Source organism: Leeuwenhoekiella palythoae (assembly GCF_900130045.1).
GTDB classification, from domain to species: Bacteria; Bacteroidota; Bacteroidia; order Flavobacteriales; family Flavobacteriaceae; genus Leeuwenhoekiella; species Leeuwenhoekiella palythoae.
The window spans coordinates 608373-626988 of record NZ_FQXT01000003.1; the positions used below are offsets into that span (position 1 = coordinate 608373).

The 18616-nt window shown below is 39.8% G+C and carries 16 protein-coding genes; 5 read left to right on the plus strand and 11 right to left on the minus strand.

What is annotated here, in order from left to right:
* Nucleotides 1-202: 202 nt before the first annotated feature.
* Nucleotides 203-1420: a diaminopimelate decarboxylase gene (lysA, locus tag BUA96_RS09840; RefSeq protein WP_072982652.1), complete on the plus strand. Its 1218-nt coding sequence runs from the start codon at nucleotides 203-205 to the stop codon at nucleotides 1418-1420.
* On the opposite strand, the gene BUA96_RS09845 is transcribed toward lysA, so the two are convergent.
* Entirely contained in the window at nucleotides 1417-1803 is a 387-nt protein-coding gene (locus BUA96_RS09845) for a glyoxalase superfamily protein (protein WP_072982654.1), read from the minus strand. The genes lysA and BUA96_RS09845 overlap by 4 nt on opposite strands.
* Before the next feature lie 135 nt (nucleotides 1804-1938).
* Between BUA96_RS09845 and BUA96_RS09850 the strand changes: the two genes are divergently transcribed.
* The 4 genes from BUA96_RS09850 to BUA96_RS09865 are packed head-to-tail and all read left to right on the plus strand — an operon-like array spanning nucleotide 1939 to nucleotide 5373.
* The gene (locus BUA96_RS09850; RefSeq protein ID WP_233430636.1) at nucleotides 1939-2589 is read left to right on the plus strand and encodes a DUF4159 domain-containing protein; all 651 of its coding nucleotides are present in this window, start codon (nucleotides 1939-1941) and stop codon (nucleotides 2587-2589) included.
* Complete coding sequence (locus BUA96_RS09855; RefSeq protein ID WP_072982655.1) at nucleotides 2579-3100, plus strand: TrmH family RNA methyltransferase; 522 nt, start codon at nucleotides 2579-2581, stop codon at nucleotides 3098-3100. The genes BUA96_RS09850 and BUA96_RS09855 overlap by 11 nt, the downstream gene beginning before the upstream one ends.
* The gene (locus tag BUA96_RS09860; RefSeq protein WP_072982657.1) at nucleotides 3090-4193 is read left to right on the plus strand and encodes an AI-2E family transporter; all 1104 of its coding nucleotides are present in this window, start codon (nucleotides 3090-3092) and stop codon (nucleotides 4191-4193) included. Before BUA96_RS09855 ends, BUA96_RS09860 begins: the two co-directional genes overlap by 11 nt.
* Complete coding sequence (locus tag BUA96_RS09865; protein ID WP_072982658.1) at nucleotides 4183-5373, plus strand: THUMP-like domain-containing protein; 1191 nt, start codon at nucleotides 4183-4185, stop codon at nucleotides 5371-5373. The genes BUA96_RS09860 and BUA96_RS09865 overlap by 11 nt, the downstream gene beginning before the upstream one ends.
* On the opposite strand, the gene BUA96_RS09870 is transcribed toward BUA96_RS09865, so the two are convergent.
* The 10 genes from BUA96_RS09870 to BUA96_RS09915 all read right to left on the minus strand — a co-directional run bounded on the left by BUA96_RS09870 (nucleotide 5370) and on the right by BUA96_RS09915 (nucleotide 18612).
* Entirely contained in the window at nucleotides 5370-5936 is a 567-nt protein-coding gene (locus BUA96_RS09870; protein ID WP_072982660.1) for a biliverdin-producing heme oxygenase, read from the minus strand. The genes BUA96_RS09865 and BUA96_RS09870 overlap by 4 nt on opposite strands.
* Nucleotides 5884-6480 carry a response regulator gene (locus tag BUA96_RS09875; protein WP_072982662.1) on the minus strand — a complete coding sequence of 199 codons (597 nt, stop codon included), beginning with the start codon at nucleotides 6478-6480 and terminating at the stop codon, nucleotides 5884-5886. Before BUA96_RS09875 ends, BUA96_RS09870 begins: the two co-directional genes overlap by 53 nt.
* Nucleotide 6481: 1 nt before the next feature.
* On the minus strand, nucleotides 6482-6892 hold the full coding sequence (locus tag BUA96_RS09880; RefSeq protein ID WP_072982664.1) for a response regulator: 411 nt from the start codon (nucleotides 6890-6892) through the stop codon (nucleotides 6482-6484).
* A gap of 10 nt (nucleotides 6893-6902) precedes the next feature.
* Nucleotides 6903-9113 carry an ATP-binding protein gene (locus BUA96_RS09885; RefSeq protein WP_072982665.1) on the minus strand — a complete coding sequence of 737 codons (2211 nt, stop codon included), beginning with the start codon at nucleotides 9111-9113 and terminating at the stop codon, nucleotides 6903-6905.
* Nucleotides 9114-9115: 2 nt separating this feature from the next.
* Nucleotides 9116-12742 carry a chemotaxis protein CheB gene (locus BUA96_RS09890; RefSeq protein WP_072982667.1) on the minus strand — a complete coding sequence of 1209 codons (3627 nt, stop codon included), beginning with the start codon at nucleotides 12740-12742 and terminating at the stop codon, nucleotides 9116-9118.
* 231 nt (nucleotides 12743-12973) lie between these two features.
* Nucleotides 12974-14050 (minus strand): 3-oxoacyl-ACP synthase III family protein, encoded by a 1077-nt coding sequence (locus BUA96_RS09895; RefSeq protein ID WP_072982668.1) that lies wholly within the window; start codon nucleotides 14048-14050, stop codon nucleotides 12974-12976.
* Between the two features lie 243 nt (nucleotides 14051-14293).
* The gene (locus tag BUA96_RS09900; protein ID WP_072982670.1) at nucleotides 14294-15994 is read right to left on the minus strand and encodes an efflux RND transporter periplasmic adaptor subunit; all 1701 of its coding nucleotides are present in this window, start codon (nucleotides 15992-15994) and stop codon (nucleotides 14294-14296) included.
* Between the two features lie 9 nt (nucleotides 15995-16003).
* On the minus strand, nucleotides 16004-16735 hold the full coding sequence (locus BUA96_RS09905; RefSeq protein WP_072982672.1) for a heavy metal translocating P-type ATPase: 732 nt from the start codon (nucleotides 16733-16735) through the stop codon (nucleotides 16004-16006).
* Between the two features lie 41 nt (nucleotides 16736-16776).
* Nucleotides 16777-17997: a permease gene (locus BUA96_RS09910; protein ID WP_072982673.1), complete on the minus strand. Its 1221-nt coding sequence runs from the start codon at nucleotides 17995-17997 to the stop codon at nucleotides 16777-16779.
* A gap of 9 nt (nucleotides 17998-18006) precedes the next feature.
* Nucleotides 18007-18612: a DUF3347 domain-containing protein gene (locus BUA96_RS09915; RefSeq protein WP_072982675.1), complete on the minus strand. Its 606-nt coding sequence runs from the start codon at nucleotides 18610-18612 to the stop codon at nucleotides 18007-18009.
* Nucleotides 18613-18616 lie beyond the last annotated feature (4 nt).

Sequence of the window (18616 nt, forward strand, 5' to 3'; positions counted from 1 at the left end):
AGCGCAAACCCTGCTAGCAATTTACTTCTGATTTATCTATTCCTGAGGCAATTTTAAAACCTTTGCGTAAGCCGTGTAGGATCAAATTAAAAACCGCAGGCCAGATTGCGTTTAAAATATGACGAAAGGCTTATTTTTTTAGGTGAAGACTGCCTGTAACTAAATAATCTATACTAGATTTGTAGGCTTAAAATTTAAGATTATGACCCACCAAAACTTGCTATCGATCGCAAAAGAACACGGAAGTCCCGTTTATGTTTATGATGCTGAAAAAATTGAATCTCAATATAAACGTCTTACCGGTGCTTTTAAAAAGGTTAAAAACCTGCGCATCAATTATGCAGTGAAGGCTTTGTCTAATCTTGCTGTGCTTCAATTGATTCACGGTTTTGGAGCCGGGATGGATACGGTAAGTATTCAAGAAGTACGTCTTGCTCTTGCAGCAGGCATTGATCCATCAAAAATTATGTTTACTCCTAATGGCGTTTCTTTAGACGAACTAGAAGAAGTCGCTAAGATGGGGGTGCAAATCAATATTGACAACCTTTCTATTCTGGAACAATTTGGGACCAAGCATCCTAAAACTCCGGTTTGTGTACGTATCAATCCGCACGTGATGGCGGGCGGAAACACCAATATTTCTGTTGGACATATTGATAGCAAATTTGGGATCAGTATTCACCAGATTCCACATTTACTGCGTATCGTAAAAAATACCGGAATGAACATCAACGGAATTCACATGCATACCGGTAGTGATATTCTTGATATTGATGTATTTCTTCACGCTGCGGAGATCCTATTTGATACCGCCAAAGATTTTAAGGATCTTGAATTTTTAGACTTTGGTAGCGGTTTTAAAGTGCCTTATAAAGAAGGTGATATTGAAACCAATATTGAAGAACTAGGTGATAAATTGAGTAAGCGTTTTAATGCTTTTGAGAAAGACTATGGCAAGTCACTAACCTTAGTATTCGAGCCCGGAAAATTCCTTGTGAGCGAAGCCGGAAAGTTTTTAGTTCAGGTTAATGTGATCAAGCAAACTACCTCTACTGTTTTTGCACAAGTAGATAGTGGTTTTAACCATCTTATTCGCCCAATGTTCTACGGAAGCCGCCACGAGATCACAAATATCAGCAACCCAAAAGGCCGTGAGCGCTTTTACTCGGTTGTAGGGTACATCTGTGAGACCGATACTTTTGCGACAAACCGAAGAATTGCAGAAATCGCTGAAGGTGATATTCTTGCTTTTAGTAATGCCGGTGCTTATTGTTTCAGTATGGCGAGCAATTACAACTCAAGATATCGCCCGGCTGAAGTATTATTCCTGAACGGAAAAGCACATCTTATACGTAAGCGCGAAACTTTTGATGATTTGATCAAAAATCAAATTCCTTTAAAAGAAACCGTCAAAGCTTAAGCTTCGGCATAAAAAATCAGGCCGTTTTTAAAGGGATCGTAAAAGGCAAATTCTAAAGTACCCCAAGGCTTTTCTTCAAGCGAAGTATGGTTATGAAATACACCCATAAGCTGGTACTTCTTGTAAAGGTTTTCAATACCTTGCACCTGAATGCGCAACATAGGTCTGTTTTTATCCTGCTCCCATTCTGAAGCTTCGTGCCATTGCAAATGCAATGCGATGTTATTGCGACGAATACCCGCATAACGCGGCTGGCGTTCTTCATCAATAAAAACCAATTCAAAGCCAAGTTTTTTGATGTAGAACTCTAGGGCTTCCAGTACATCTTTTACGGGAAGAATGGGTATGATCTGAGCGAGATAATCAGTATTAGAGGCACTCATAAACCTTATTTTTAGGAAGGGGTTATTATCGTTTTAACTTTTATGCTCGCCAAGCCCTAATGAAATTTTAAAAAATAGTGCGTTGGCTAGAAAATAAGTATTTTCGTTTTCAATTTAAAAAACTAAAACTACGTGATTAAGCTTTGGCTTTGCTCTTTATTAACACTGCTATTCACAGGATCTCATGTACTTTGTGCTCAAAAAATAGCGGTATTGCAATACGAAGGCGGCGGCGACTGGTATGCTAATCCTACCTCATTGCCCAATCTAGCTCAGTTTTGCAATACTTCTATTCATACAGCCATTGACCCTAATATAGCAACAATTAAAGCCACAGATCCTGCCATTATGCAATATCCTTTTGTGCATATGACCGGGCACGGTAATGTTTATTTTTCTGAAGATGCGCTGCGCAATTTAAGAGACTACTTAAACAGTGGCGGCTTTTTACACATAGACGATAATTACGGCATTGATGAATACTTGAGACCGCAGCTTAAAAAATTATATCCGCAAGAAGAATTGATCGAGTTGCCGGCAGACCACCCTGTGTTTTCAAGTGCTTTTGCTTTTCCACAGGGATTACCCAAAATTCACGAACACGATGGATTAAGACCTCAGGCATTCGGGTTGTTTAAAGAAGGACGCCTGATCATCCTATACACAAAAGAAAGTGATTTAGGTGATGGTTGGGAAAGTCCGGCTGTTCATAACGATCCTCCTGAAGTTCGTGAAAAAGCTTTAAAAATGGGCGCTAATATTATAAAATACGCCTTTGAAAACTAAACAACTCAATCACGAAGAGACGCAATTAGCACCACAACCATTACCTTTTGTACTGGTCTGTGATCGCGTGAATAGTCCGGCAAATGCGGGAAGTCTTTTTCGGCTTGCAGATGCTTTAGGTATTGAGCATATTTATTTTTGCCAGGCAAGTCTCAATTTTGAAAGCACCCGCCTCAAACGCACTGCACGTTCCAGTGAAAAGCAGGTTGCATACACCGCCGTTGAAGATGTTGAAACCCTTCTTCTGCAATTAAAAAATGAAGGTTTTTCGTGTATAGGTCTCGAACTGACCACACAAAGTATTCCGCTGGAAACATTTAAACACCAAGCGTTTGAAAAAATAGCCTTAGTTTTAGGCAATGAACGGCACGGAATTGACCAGCGTATTTTAGAGCAGTTAGACTATTTAACCTATATCCCGATGCACGGCAAAAACAGCAGTATGAACGTGAGCCAAGCTGCCGCCATCGCCGCATACCAATTATTAAATGCCCCGAAACATGAAAGATAAATCTAAAGTCATTGCATACGGCATTCTCAGAGCCTTGGGGATTATCGCCGGAATTGTATTTATACTATGGTTTTTGTATAAAATTCAGGCAGTACTTGTATTTATCTGTATTGCTGCGGTCATTTCGTTGATAGGAAGACCGGTGGTAAATTTCTTAAAAAACAAGTGTCGCTTTAGCGCCGTTGCAGCCGCAATAGCAACACTCATTATGGTGCTCATTGTAATTTCGGGGATTCTTGCATTGTTTATTCCTATTTTAATTGATCAAAGTGAGCATATAAGTAAAATCAATTTTGAAGAAGTAAAACACAATATCAACCGGCTTAATGTAGAATTCAGCCGAGCGATGGGTGTTGATCAGGTAACGCTGATAGAAGGATTAAAACAATCTGACTTTATAAAGAATTTTGATATTTCGGTGATTCCTACATTTATCAATAGCATTCTGGGTAATTTCAGTTCGTTAATAGTGGGCTTACTTTCGGTGATCTTCATTTCATTCTTCTTGCTAAAAGACAGTCATCTGCTTTTAGACAGTTTTCTCGTGTTTGCCAATACAGGAGAAGAAAAAAGATTTCGAAGAGTTTTTCATAAAACCAAACAACTATTATCACGTTATTTCTTAGGAATTTTACTGCAATTGATGATTCTCTTTAGCATCTATGCTATTTTACTGGTGAGCTTTCAAATACCTAATGCTTTTGCAATAGCGCTGTTTTGTGCGATGCTCAATGTGGTTCCTTATATTGGTCCGGTTGTTGGCGGCGTGGTAATGATGCTGCTTGTGATAAGCGGAAATTTTACTGCCGACTTTCAAACGGTGATTCTGCCTAAAATGATCTATGTATTTATAGGATACTGTATTGCACAATTGATCGATAATTTTATCAATCAGCCTTTAATTTTTGGGAGCAGCGTAAAGTCACATCCTTTAGAGATTTTTCTGGTGATTGTCATTGCAGGTTTAATCTTTGGTATTTTTGGGATGGTGGTTGCCATTCCTGCCTACACAGCGATCAAAGTAATCGCAAAAGAGTTTCTCTCAGAATATAAGATCGTACAAAAGCTTACTAAAAACCTGTATGAGCCTTAATAAAAATTTGCTTCAGCTCGAAGTTCAAGCATACCTGAGAGCGCATTATAAAACGGATGTTTCAAAAGTTTTATTAAGCTCCTCACCTTTTGAGGCCATAAGCAGTCCTGAACTGGCTCAGCAACTTAATGGATTACAAAAAGCTGAAGGTAAACTTCCCACGTGGTTTAAGCACTTGGAAATACTATACCCTCCAAAACTCAATTTAGAACAGACTTCATCAGAAGAAACCGCAGCGTATAAAGCGAACCTATTTTCCGGAAAGAAAGCTTTAGATCTTACGGGTGGCTTTGGTATTGATGATTATTATTTCAGTCAGCAATTTGACGAAGTAATCCATTGCGAATTAAATCCTAAACTCAGTGCGCTGGCACAGCATAATTTTGAAGTATTAGGCGCAAAGAATATACAGACGCTCAATCAAAACAGCATTGACCTTTTAAAAGGTACTTCTTCTCATTTTGATCTGATCTTTACAGATCCATCACGTAGAAATGAGGTGAAAGGAAAGGTTTTTATGCTGAAGGATTGCGAACCCGATATTCCTGAACACCTGGACTTGCTATTAGATAAAACCGATATTCTAATGGTTAAAACGAGTCCGTTGTTGGATATCACGGCCGGGTTACGTGAACTGAAACATGTTTTACAAATTCACAGCATTGCGGTTAAAAATGAGGTCAAAGAGTTACTTTGGATACTTTCCAAAAAAGATGATACTAAAGCTTTAAGCCTTTTTGCTGTAAATCTCTCGAGTGATTTTGATGCTCCGGTAACTTTGGATTTCGACGCATTACAATTTGCTGAAGCCACCTTTGATGAACCACAAACCTACCTTTATGAACCCAATGCAGCTTTGCTTAAGCTAGGAGCCTTCAATTGGATTTCAGAGCATTACGCCCTAGACAAATTGGCTGTCAACACACAGCTCTATACTTCAGAAAAATTGATTGAGTTTCCGGGCAGGCGTTTTAGAATCAAAGACAGTATTCCGTATTCCAAAAAGACTATTAGTCGGTTGCTTAAAGGAAAACAAGCGCATATTACCACGCGTAATTTTAAAGCTTCTGTAGCGGATTTACGGAAAAAATTCAAAATTAAAAGCGGTGGTGATCGCTATATTTTCTTTACTACTTTAGAAAATGGTAAAAGCCTTATGCTTGACTGCGAAAAAATCTAAGCGTAGCTGTAAGAATCTTTAAAGATCATAAATGCTGCGTGCGCGCCATCTACCGCGTCTTGATGTTCTTGCTCAGAGTACGTCTTCTCTTCTACCGCACCGGTAAAATTCTTCCAGCGCTGCATAACCTCAGGTGCTGATTTTCCGAAGAAATGATGTTTTGTTTTATCTTTAAGATGCTCACAAGATTCAAGATTTTTTCTAATAAGCAAACCTCCCATCATTGAACCTTCAACCACGTAGATCAAACCTAAAAGATAAGCACTACTAAACTGTTCTTCAGTTGACTCAACCTGTGGAATTTCAGCACCCAGATCGGTTAGATCTTCTGCTAGCGCTTTACTTTTTACAGCATCAGCGTACATCTTTAAGTTCTCATCTAAGGAAGCGCTATTAGCCTCTAAAATACGATCTATACGGGCGTAAGCCAGGTAATTTTGTTGAAGTAATTGAGTGTATGTAGCAACATCAATACTGTGATCGAGAATAAATTTTGCAAGATTATCTTCTTCAGTCTTCTGGTGTAAAGTTGCTGTTTGGGTCTTTAAGTGTTTTAAAATCATATCCTGATTTTAGGCGTTTAAGGTCTTCTTGAATTTTGAGCATTCCTTCGCGATGCGACATATTTTCACGAGAAAAATTCTCCAGAAAAACTTCAATATCGCGTACGAGTTTTTTACTCTCTACTATTTTTTTACGCACCGGATGCATCATCGGTCCGTTTTTAGATATGGCGTTGAGGTAAGGCTCTAGGCGAATATGCAATTTGCTGATATTCTTTTTCAGCATATAACCAGATGCTCCACTGAGAATGGTATCAGCGGCAAGCTCCTCATCGTTTATGGTACCGGTGATGAACAAAAAGGTTACCGAAGGGGTCAACTTTTGGGCAACTTCTAAAATCTCTAAACCAGAACACGTAGGCAGATTGTAATCTGATATAATCAGATCTGGCGGATTATTAACCAGATTCAGTCTAAAATCTGTTAGGTTGTTGCATACAATCACCTCAGCATTTTCTGCCACTTTAAAGATCTCTCGTCTCATTAGCGTCACATCGGCGGGATTATCCTCAACCATTAAAATTTTCAATTCTTCTGTGATCATATTATTTATTGTAAACAATCCAATAGTTAATCAAAGCCGGTAAAGCCTTTGATAATTCGGGATAGTTGCGTGGTTTTTCAATAAAACTATTCGCACCCAATTTATACGCTTTTATTATTTCATCCTTTCGGTCTGACGAACTCATCATTACCACCGGAATCCCTAAATATGCCTCGATCTTTCTAAATTTCTTTAAAATCTGCAATCCGTTTAAACGAGGTACTTTGATATCCAACAACACGAGTTTTGGTTGCTGCAATCTAAATGCTTCAGACTCTAAAAAAGCCACCGCTTCCTGCCCATCTGAGATGTGTTTGATGCCGTAATGCGGAATATTCTTTTGAAATATTCTGTTCATCAAAGCAATATCAGTGTTATTGTCTTCTATCGATAAAATATAATCTTCTGCCACGGATTAAATTTTAACCTAAATTAAATAAAAATGTACTTCCTTCACCCGGCTTGCTGATCACCGCTATAGCACCCTTATGTTTTTTTATAATGCGCTTGGCAATAGTGAGACCTATCCCTGAGCCTTCGTACTCGTCTCCTACCAACCGGTTAAAGAGTCTAAAAATACGCTTCTCGTGGCTTTGATCAAACCCAATCCCATTATCCTGTACAAAATAAAATCCTTTATTCTGATGCTCTTTAAAACCGATGGTTATTTGAGGCTGCTCAACCGCTCTCGTGTATTTTAATGCATTCGTAAATAAATTCTGAAGCACTTGAGCGATCATTTTACGATCTCCATAGGCTTGAGGCATTTGCGGAGCCACAGTAATCGAAACCGAAGGATAATCTTGCGAAATAGGCAAAATCCCAAGCACGTCGTCAACGAGCTTGTTCATCGAGAATTTATCTTTATTCATCTCTGATTGTGACACCATCGAGAACGCTAAAATATCATCAATTAACTGATTCATTTTAGTCGCCGAACCTATGATCGTATCAATGGAACTTTTGCCAAATTCATCAAGCTGCTCAAAATAGTCTTCCTTGATGATGTGTGCAAAACCATCAATCCCGCGTAAAGGCGCTCTCAAATCGTGTGCTACACTATAACTGAAGGTTTCTAGGTCTTCATAAGCGATCTGGAGCAGATTGTGCAAGCCTTTGATCTCATCATATTTCTCAAGAATTATTTGAGAAATATCCTGCTTTAGCGCTCGAGCAGCAACGATCTCATAATCTTCCCATGGAGCCGATTTACCTTCTTCTTGTATTGACCAGGCTTCGAATGATTTTCGCGGTGTTAAGCGTTCGTTGCTATCTAGCGTACTTAGTTTATCAGGATTTCCGGCCCAATTAACGGTCTCTATTTTTTCTGATTTGAACCAAAGGATCGCATCCTTTTTAAGATTAGACAAAAACAAACACATCACTCCAGAAGCTTTCGCTTTTATATCCTGTAATTCCGGAAGGTCTTTTGTTAACTGTGTGGTGATTACCTCATCCTGCTCAAGAGGTTTGAGTCGGTTTATCAGTGCTAGTATCTGTTCTTTATCTGGAGTGATGCCTACTCTTTTAAGCTTACCGTCTAAAAACACGGCCGCACCCTGAGCCTGAGTAAGATCAAGCATCGTATGTGATCCTTTGGTCAGGCCTTTATGAACATTCCAGTTTTTGGTGATCTTTTCCATCAAAAGACTACGTGTTTTTGAGGCTTCATTTAGCTTTTGTAAAAGGATATTTGAAGAAAGCAGCACCAGCTGACTAGAAAATATTTGTGTTAGAAATTTACAGGATTGGCGTTTATAAAAGTCAACGAATTTAGGTGAATAATGATGACAAGCGATCAAGCCCCACAAGGCTCCTTCTGAGATTATAGCTGCGGTTAGCGAAGCTCCAACGTTCATATTTTCTAAATATTCAATATGAATTGGTGACGAGGCTCTGGTTTCGCTCAACGATAAATCAATAGGGTTTTCTTGCTCTTTACCACCTAAAGCTTGTATGTGTACCGGTGTACTCGTTACATCTGCAATGATGCGCACCCCTTGTTTTAAAAACAATTTACGCGCTTGCTGCGGAATATCTGACGCCGGATATCGTAAGCCTAACCAGCTTTCTAAATGCGATTCCCGGGCTTCTGAAACCACGATTCCATCCCAATGCTCATCAAACCGATAGATCATCACCCGGTCGTACCCAAAAAACTCTTTGATCAAATCTGCAGTGACATCGCACATATGCTGCTCCTCGCCCGCTCCGTTGAGTTTGCTTACGATCTCTGCCAATTGATTTTGATATTCAAAAGCATTGGCATCAACTTCCAGAGGCTCAAATTCTACAACCAGATTGCCTTCATTAAGGTGAGCTAACATCGCATAGTGTTGACCCTCTATGGTGGTATGTATAGGCGTGGCCTTCTCAGCAACTTTAGTCTCTAGAAGCTGTTTCATTTGCACCTCATCAAAAACCGCGTTTAAAGGTTGACCTAAAAGCGCTTCGGGGCCTTTAGCAAGAATCTGAGCAATATTATCGCTACAGTAATTTACGATATGTGAGATGGCATCACAGGCAATAAGATACCCGTGCTTTTGAATTTTACCTAAAATGTGAATGGGTTCTCTGTCGCAATTGGTTAAAGTAACTTCTTTGGGATATAGTGACGTCGGACCGTGAGCCATAGTTATTTTTTAATTTTGAAATAGAACGTACTTCCTTGACCAAACTCTGAATCTACCCAGATTTTACCTTCGTGCAGTTTTACGATCTTTTTACAATGCGCTAAACCTACACCGGTGCCGTCGTATTTTTCTTCGGTAGGAACACGACCAAAAATCTTAAAGATCGCCTCAAGATCATCTTCTTTAATTCCTATTCCATTATCTGCAATAGCGAAGGTCTGGTATTCATCATCAGAGAACGTTGAGATTCGAATACTTGGGTTGGTGTCTTTCTTTCGGTATTTTAAAGCATTACTGATCAAATTCTGAAACAATAAACGCAATTCGGTTTCGTAGGCCATCATTTGTGGCATTTTACCCACGGTTACAGTTGCGTTCGCTTCCCTAATGCTTCGGTTGAGATCGTATTTTACCACCTCAAGCAATTCGGCTACATCTACTTTGGTTTTTTTAAGGTCTTCCCCAATGCGGCTGTGTTCTAGCAGCGCTTTAATCTGCTCTGCCATTCGCCCGGAAGCTTCGTGAATATAACCTAGATATTCTTTACCTTTTTCACTCAATTCACTACTGAATTTCTTCGAAAGAAAATCACTACTGAATCTAATCGTCGAAAGCGGTTCTTGAAGGTCATGCGAACAAATCGAAACAAATTGTTCTAGATCTGTATTGATGCGTTCTAGGTCTTCTTTTTGCTTTTGTAACTCTTGTTGCGCATTTTTAAGATCTGTGATCTCCATCAGCGTGCAGCGCCATTGGGTGGTATCTTTCGCAGAAGTTGTGGTCATCAACTCTGCATTAAACAATACATCTACTTTATCTCCATCAACACATTCCAACATCAATTCTTCATTGGCGATACTACCCGATTTTTCGAGTTCGTCTAACAAAGCAATTGCTTTAACCTTCGTACGCTTCGGATAAAACTCAAAGATAGATTTACCAATAATTTCATTTTTCTCTTTGAAGCCCAAAGTCTCTACGAAAAGCTTATTGCACTCAGAGATCAGACCAGTATGCGAATTGATCGTAACGTGCATTACTGGATCATCCTCATAAAAAGCTTTGAATTTCTCTTCACTTTTACGCAAACGCTCCTGTGATTGTTCGACCTTGTGAATATCAATAAAGGTGATGACCACCCCATCAATTTTATCCTGGCCTGTAACGAACGGAGAAATACGCTGTAAAAAATAGCGCCCGGATTTACTTTTGATACGCTTTTCAAAAACCTGCCCGGTTTCCATTACAGATTTAATGTTATCTACAATGGTTTTACGTCTACGAATGCCAAAATTCGCCACAAAATTCTCTATGGATCGCCCAATATCTTGTTTTACCAAATGAAAATGCTCCCGGATCGCCGGTGTGAATTTTCTGATAATCAAATTCTTATCTAAGAAAACTGTACCAATTCGGGTACTATCCAGAAGATTATCCATATCCGCATTAAGCATCGCCAGATCTTCCATCTTTTCAATATGCTCAGCATTTACGGTGTGTAACTCTTCATTTACACTTTGCAATTCTTCATTGGTGCTTTGCAATTCTTCATTAGACGCCAGAAGTTCTTCGTTTGACGCCTGCAATTCTTCGTTGCTGGTTTCTGCTTCTTCAAGCGCATTACTCAGCTCGTATTGTGTCTCTTTTAGCTCTTCCTCAAGATCTCTTATGCGTTCTTGTGAAGATTTATGAATATCAGCGCGCTCAACGATAATCGCTTTGTTATGCTCACGGTCTTGCTCAATAAGCGTTATAATAAAATGAAAATCGCCTTCTGCAACGCCGTTTTTAATAGGCTTAACTAAGACATCAAGACGGGTTTGTAATTCTTCATCATCCCCATACACCTCCACGTCTTTATACAAGATTTGTGAGCGCTTTCTTTTTGCTTTATTCACGGTGTTTTTAATGGGGCCGGCGAGTTCTTCCGGAAGCATATCAATAAGGTTTGTTGTAAAACCTTCTTCGGGTAATTGCGCATATTTTTTAAAAGCGCCCATTGCTTCCAAAATCTGGAAGTTCTCATCAATATACACACTTGCAGCCCCATACTGCTGAATGATCGCCTTACTGATCTCTTCTTTCAGGCGTTGCGTGTTGCTGTAATTTTGCACGTTTCCGTTTTTCATTCCGTTTTCGTGACGTTTAAACGTTTGACGTTCTGCCGTAGAATTCAATATTTCGGTTTTTAAACGCTCAGAACTTTCTATATTTCTGTAGATATTCCACTTTCTATTGATTTCCTCAAAATTATCTTTATGCACACCCAGAGATTCGCTGGAGCCTAACGTCAAAATACCGTCTTGCTTCAACGCATAATGCAGCAGATGAATGACTTTAGTTTGCACATCGTTTTGAAGATAGATCAAAAGATTACGACACATCACCACATCCATATTTTTAAATGGCGGATCATTAGTGATATCGTGATTAGAAAAAATAATGCATTTTCTTAAATTATCTTTTACCACAAAATCGTCTCCGTGCTTTCTAAAATATTTTTTGAGACGATCCTTAGAAAGATCGCTCAATACATTTTCTGAATAGCTTCCGCGACTGGCAATATCTAAATGATCTTGAGAAATATCTGTTGCAAAGATCTTAAGCGAAACATCTTTGTCTTGTTTTTCGATTTCCTCTAAAAATAAAATCCCCAAAGAAAACGGCTCTTCTCCTGTGCTGCACCCCACATCCCAAACCTTAATCACATCGCCATCATCTTTTGAAGCGACCAGTTCAGGTATAATACCTTCTGCCAATAGCTCCCAAACTTTATAATCTCTAAAAAACTTGGTCACCCCTATCAAAAATTCTTTGTATAGCGTTTGAACCTCTTCTTTATGGGTCTTCAAATATTCAAAATAACCTTCAAGAGAATCGAGCTTGAGTACACGTACCCGTCTACCAATGCGGCGCAATAGGGTGGGACGTTTGTAAAGACTAAAATCGAGTGCGGTATGAGTTTTAAGCACTTTTAAAATCTCTTTTAAAAGACGCTCATCGTATTGGTAAAGTTCGGCGTCAAAGTCAATACTGCTTTGGGCTTCAAAATAATTGGAAAGTTCGTCACTTATACGTTCCACCGGAACGATAAAATCTGCTAGGCCAGTTTTTATGGCGTTACGCGGCATACCATCAAATTTGGCCTGCTCAGGTTGTTGCACCATAACCACGCCACCTTTCTCTTTTATGGCTCTAATTCCGCGCGAACCATCGCTTCCGGTTCCACTTAAGATGATCCCGGCGCAATGTTCTTTAGAATGATTAGCGAGCGACTCAAAAAAGAGGTCTATAGGTAGATTAAGCGATTTATCTTTGGGTTTTTCTAAAAGTCTGAATTTTCCGTCCTTAATCACCAAATTATTAGTAGGCGGAATCAGATAAATACAATTGGCTTTGATCTCTCCTTCATCTTCAATAACCTCAATAGGAATTTTAGTATTCTTCCCTAAAAGCTCTGCCATCAAGCTTTTATGATCTGGAGAAAGGTGTTGCACCACGATATAACTGTATAGTGATGCCGTAGGAACATTATCAAAAAAGTCATTGAGCGCTTGCAGGCCACCTGCACTTGCTCCTATTCCTACGATTACGTGAGTTGCTTTGTTAGTTTTTGTATTTGTATTCACAAAATCTTTTTAGAGGTTAAGCACTCACAAAAGCAATATTGCTTAAAATAATAACCGTGAGCCCAGTCTCTCAAAAGTAAGGTTTTTAACCTAAAATTTGCAATTAAATGTTAATGTTTAAGATTTAATTATGAAAAGTATTATCAGTAATAATATTAATTAAATCTGAAAATTCAATAAAGCACCCAAAATTATAACAATCAAACACTTACACCGACAAGCAAAAACATTTTAAAATTGGTAAACCGCAGCATTAATATTCATTCCCGCTCCTACCGAAGCAAAAACTACTAGGTCTCCGGCTTCAATGCTGTGGCCTTCCACTTTATTTTTTAAGATTAAGTCGAGTAAAGTAGGCACGGTGGCTACAGAAGAATTCCCTAACCACGAAATGATCATCGGCATAATGCTTTCTGGCGCTTCTTCATATCCGTAAAGTTTATACAGTCGGTCTATGATCGCATCGTCCATTTTGCCGTTTGCTTGATGTATCAGCACTTTCTTCACCTTTTCGATCGGCACCTCGGCTTTATCTAAACAAGCTTTTATGGAAAGCGGTACCGTTTCTAAGGCATATTGATATAAACGTCTTCCGTTCATTTTTAAATAAAGATCCTGCTTATTTTCTTCGGTAATATTATAAGAACATCCCATCGTAAGCATTTCGGCATAACGATACGTGTCTGAACGGGTTTTGTGTGCTAAAATTCCGGTGCGCTGATCAGCTTCTCTGCTTTCTAAAATAGTTGCTCCTGCCCCATCAGCATAGATCATACTGTCTCTATCGTGTAAATCAATAACCCGAGATAAGGTTTCAGTCCCAATGACCAGAATTTTTTTAGCGTCGCCTGATTTAATATAATAATCTGCCTGGATTATGCCTTGTAACCAGCCGGGACAACCAAAAGGAACGTCATAAGCAACACACTCCGGATTCTTGATTTTTAATTTATGCTTAACTCTGGCAGCCAGAGCCGGCACCATATCGCTTCGGTTTGAACCGTGTTTGACATCTCCAAAATTATGAGCAACAATAATATAATCCAGCGTCTCCGGGTCAAGTTGCGCATCTTTAATCGCATCTTTTGCAGCAAAATAAGCAATATCAGAAGCTACCAAATCATCGGCTACATAACGGCGCTCTTCAATCGTGGTAATCTCTTTAAATTTATCTACCACATACCGATTATCTTTTGCAATGGGTGTTCCGTTAGCTTCGTAAAACGCAAAATTTAAGAAGTCCTCATTGCTTACTTTTTTTTTTGGTAAATAAATTCCGGTTCCGGTAATTACGCTGTATGTGGTCATAGTACTGTGTGCAGTTGGGGCAGTCTAAACTGTATATTTTTGATTTTCTAAAACGTTGTTTTTTTGCTAAAGCGGTTAAAATACAATCTTATTTCGTTTTACCTAAGCTTCTCTACAAATTATTACAAAATCCAAACCAAACTCTGACCACATAATTATTTCAAAATCAATAAATTAAAAAATACGTTCTGAAGGAATTAAATGCTAAAAACTTCAATAATTATAAAGGAAATAACTTAGTTCTTAATCTCCCAGAGTATCAATGGTGCTTCCACAGGTGAGCATCGCTTCGCCGTAATACGGATTTTTAATTTCATCAGAATTGCTTAACCAAATGGCTCCTTGACTATTATTGGCCATTGGGCAGCGCTGCACAAACAGATAAGGCTTTATCGCTGTACTGTTCTGCACCAATGGAGTAAAATGCACATTCAAACTGATAAAGTTTTCGCGTTGCTCTGCTAAAGCGGAACTATTTGAAATTTTCGCCGCTTGTTCTAAAACAGTAGCCAGAAGCTTTTGAACTTCAGTTTGCATACCGTCTACTTTTAAGACTTCGATGTCCTCTCTGAAGGTCTCTGATGCTTTTTGCACCTCTTGCGCATCTGATGCTACAAAAGCATCCTTCAGTGCAAAATAGGATGGTAACACCGCGTTTAAGTTTTTCTGAAATGCTTCGGATAACTGAAAGTTGGGTGCTGTTTCTTGTAATTCAGAACCGGTACCTTGATGCATCATTGATTTTTTGCCGCTAAGCTGAGCAGCAGCGTCAACGGTAAACGTACCATTGGTAACAATTTCGGTGCCGGGCGACAATCCGTTTAGAACTTCATAATAATCCCCAGATTTGGTTCCTAAGGTAACTTCTCGCATTTCAAAAACTGATTGGTCACTTTTAGGTTTCACATACACCAGTGAGCGATCACCCGTCCACAACACCGCCGAAGCCGGTACTGTGATCGTGCTCGCTTCAGAAGTGCTTCCCATCAGTTTAGTTTCAATAAACATTCCGGGTTTTAATACTTCTTGGGGATTCGTCAAGGTAGCCCGTACCGTCACCGTTCGCGTTGCAGTGTTGAGCACAGGATCTATGTAAGAGATCTTGGCATTAAATCGCTGATCTGGATAAGCATTTGTGGTGATCTCTAAATCCTGGCCCATTTTAAGCTGATTGATCTGATGCTCATACGCGTCAAATTCGGCCCAAATCGTATTCAGATTGGCTACTTTAAATATAGGATTGCCGTCCATAATATGCGCACCTTCGCTTACCATCAATTCACGCACGACTCCCGCAACGTGTGCATAGATTGGAAAACGCGTCACCGTATTTCCGGTAGTTTCAATTTCATCTAAAAGTGCATCAGAGATCATCCAGTTTTTAAACTTGTTGCGCACCGCCTTATAGAGTTTGGGCTGCTTATTTTTAAGTTTGGCCGCGGTTACCAATTCTTGCTGTGCAGCGACCAGTTCGGGCGAATAGATGGTCGCCACTTGCTGGCCTCTACGCACTTGTTGCCCTACAGAAGTAACCATCAAACGCTCTACTCTACCGTCAAAATGTGCCGGCTGCGTGGCCACTTGATCATCATTTATGGCTATGGTTCCTGATAATTTCAATTCAGAGGTTGCTTCTCCTGAATTGCCCACAACGGTCGTCTGAATATCAGCAAGAGCGATCGCACGCTCAGTCATTCTAAATTGATTGACTGCTAATCCTGCGTTTTCTTGTTGTGCCGGGATCAAATCCATCCCACAAATGGGACAATCTCCGGGTTCATTTCGCAAGATTTGCGGGTGCATAGAGCAGGTCCATAACGCAGTATCCTCACTATGCTCGTGCATAGGTACTTCTTTCACTTCTTCCGAAGTATTAAAAAGAAGATACCCAAGCGCCAAACCAAGAACCAATGTTGTTAAACTGAATGCTACTATCTTTTTCATAAGTAGGTTTTAAATAAACAGCATCACCAGAGCCATTATGATCATTAATGCATTTTCGATAAAAGTAGCTTCGGTCATAGGCAGTTTTAAAGCGGTACCTAAACAAGCGCAGGTGATCGCTTTTTTGTCCAATAGCGTGCGTGTAACACCAATTGTGGTAATGCCTAAAATGACTAAAGTCAATATAAGTGCAACGGCAATCTGAAACCGCATTAAAAAGCATAGGCCTAGTGCCAATTCGATAAATGGATACACCCAACCGTAGGCCGGGATCGCCTTAGCCAAAGGATCATACATGCTAAAGCTATCCGGAAAACCTTTAAGATCTAACAATTTAAAAAAGCTGAATACGATGTAAAACAATCCCATAAAATCGAGCATCATCGCCTGCCAGTCCCAAGTGTCTTTATGCAATAAAATCGCTGCAGCGATCAAGAATGCAAAAATTAAAAACAAAGGTTTAAGTTGCTGAATTTTGCTTTGTGATGTTTCAGCCGTTGAAGTTTCAAACACATTTGATTTTGGCTGTGCATGATTTCCCGTTTCTAAGATCTTATATTTTGAAGGCAAGGCTTGCTGAAGGGTTTGCGTAGCAATATGCTTATGCATCGTGATCTGAGCTTCACCATTATTTAAATCGACTTCGGCGTGAGCTACATCAGGCACGGCATTCAGTTTAGCTTCAACGCCAGATCTGCATCCTTCACACGTCATTCCTGTAATTTTATAAGTATGTGTCATTATATGAATATTAAAATTTGATTATAGATTTGTCATTGGCTTTAGTTAAAAAACTTGATCAATAAACCTGCGGTTAGCCACACATAACAACCTAAAGCTGCATATTTTAAGGTGCGCTCTAAGGTTTTGCTTTTGGGCGCCATTTCTTTCATATGCATCATATTTTTATGTTTAAAAAAGCCTAGGTAGAGGAGGTAACCCGAACCTGCCAGAAAAGCCAGATTCAAGAAAAAGGTGTAATTCAGTTTAAAATAAGAGGTGTCTTGAACTGTTACCTGACTGGGATCAGGAAGTAATTGAAAAGCTTCAAAACCGTAATGCAACAGCAACGATGCGCCCACTAAGGAAGTGAACAGTAAAAACAGGATGAATAGAGACATCTTCCAGCCATAATACTTGGCGTTGATTCTCAAAATAGGAAACACCACCAGATCACTGAAAATAAACGCCATCACACCAGCAAAACTCACGCCTTTACCAAAGAGCAAAGCCGCAAGCGGAATGTTACCCATAGATCCGATAAAGGTGATGAATGCCGCGACCGGCCCCACAATTATATGTTCTAAAATCTCAAGAAAACTAAAGTCAGTATTCCCGTCACCCGAACCTATAAATAGTGTCTGAAACCACGCATCGGGTACAAAGGCAGCCACGATACCCGCGATGGTAAAGCCTACAGTCACATCTTTCCAGACCATTTTCCATTCCATCCCGTACTGTTTGGCCACTTTTGCCCAACTTTCTTCAGATTTCATTTTCTGCTTCCAAGATTTGGAATCTGTATCTGTGTCATCCTCTTTCTCGCCTAGATTTTTTCGGGCATTCTCAATCAACTTTTTAGGATTGATCAATCTGATCAAAATCCAACTGAGTAAAATGAGCAACACGCCACCTACATACTCACCTACCACAAATTGCCACCCCAGAAAAATGGAAATAATGATCCCAAGTTCGATGACCAAATTGGTCGAAGCCAGTAAGAAGGCGATACTTGCTACAAAACTCGCTCCTTTTTTAAACAACGATTTGGTCGAAGCAAGTGCTGCAAAACTGCACGAACTGCTGATAAACCCAAAAAAGGTTCCTAGCAAGACGCCTTTAGTCTCGTTGCCACCCATGGTTTTTTGCATCCGCTTTTCGGTTACAAAGATTTGAATCATACTGCTGATGAGGTAGCCCAGTGCAAATGCCCACAGCGCCATCCAGAAGAATCCCGCAGTGGTATACGCCGCTTCACCCCATTGTTTTAAAAAATCGGTCATAACGCTAGTTTATTGGGTTATGGTTGCCGTTACCGAACCGCAATTGAGCATTTTAGCTCCAAAATACGGATTGGTCACTGCGGTATCTTTAGCTAGCCAGTCGGCTCCCTTACCATCAAAAGCCATCGGGCAATGCTGCACGTACAGCGTTCCTGCCTTGATTGTACTTTTAAAATAGGCTTTTGCTCCCGTAGCGAATGCTGCAAACGCCTTGCGCTGTGCCGGCAATTCATCAGTCGTGGCTATTCCTTCAGCCAAAGTCTTGAGTTTTGCATTTCTTTCGTCAAAAATCATAGCAAGTTGGGCTGCTTCTTGTTTTGCTTTTTCTGAATCACTAGCAACTAAAGCTTGCTGAACTTTGGCATAGGCTTCCCAAACGGCATTGGCGTTGTTATCTGCAAAGGCAAGCGGCGCATTATCCACTTTGTTCTCCGGTGCTTCTGCCGAAGCTTTATTTTTTTCGCCCATTTCATCAACCTCTTCCATTTGCATAGGTTGTTCTTGGTGGTCTTCTAATTTAACATCTGTCTCTGAGCTTGATTTTTTATCATTTCCGCAGGCAACTAAGCTTAAGGCTACTACGGCTATACTTATAAAATTTAAGGTCTTTTTCATGGTT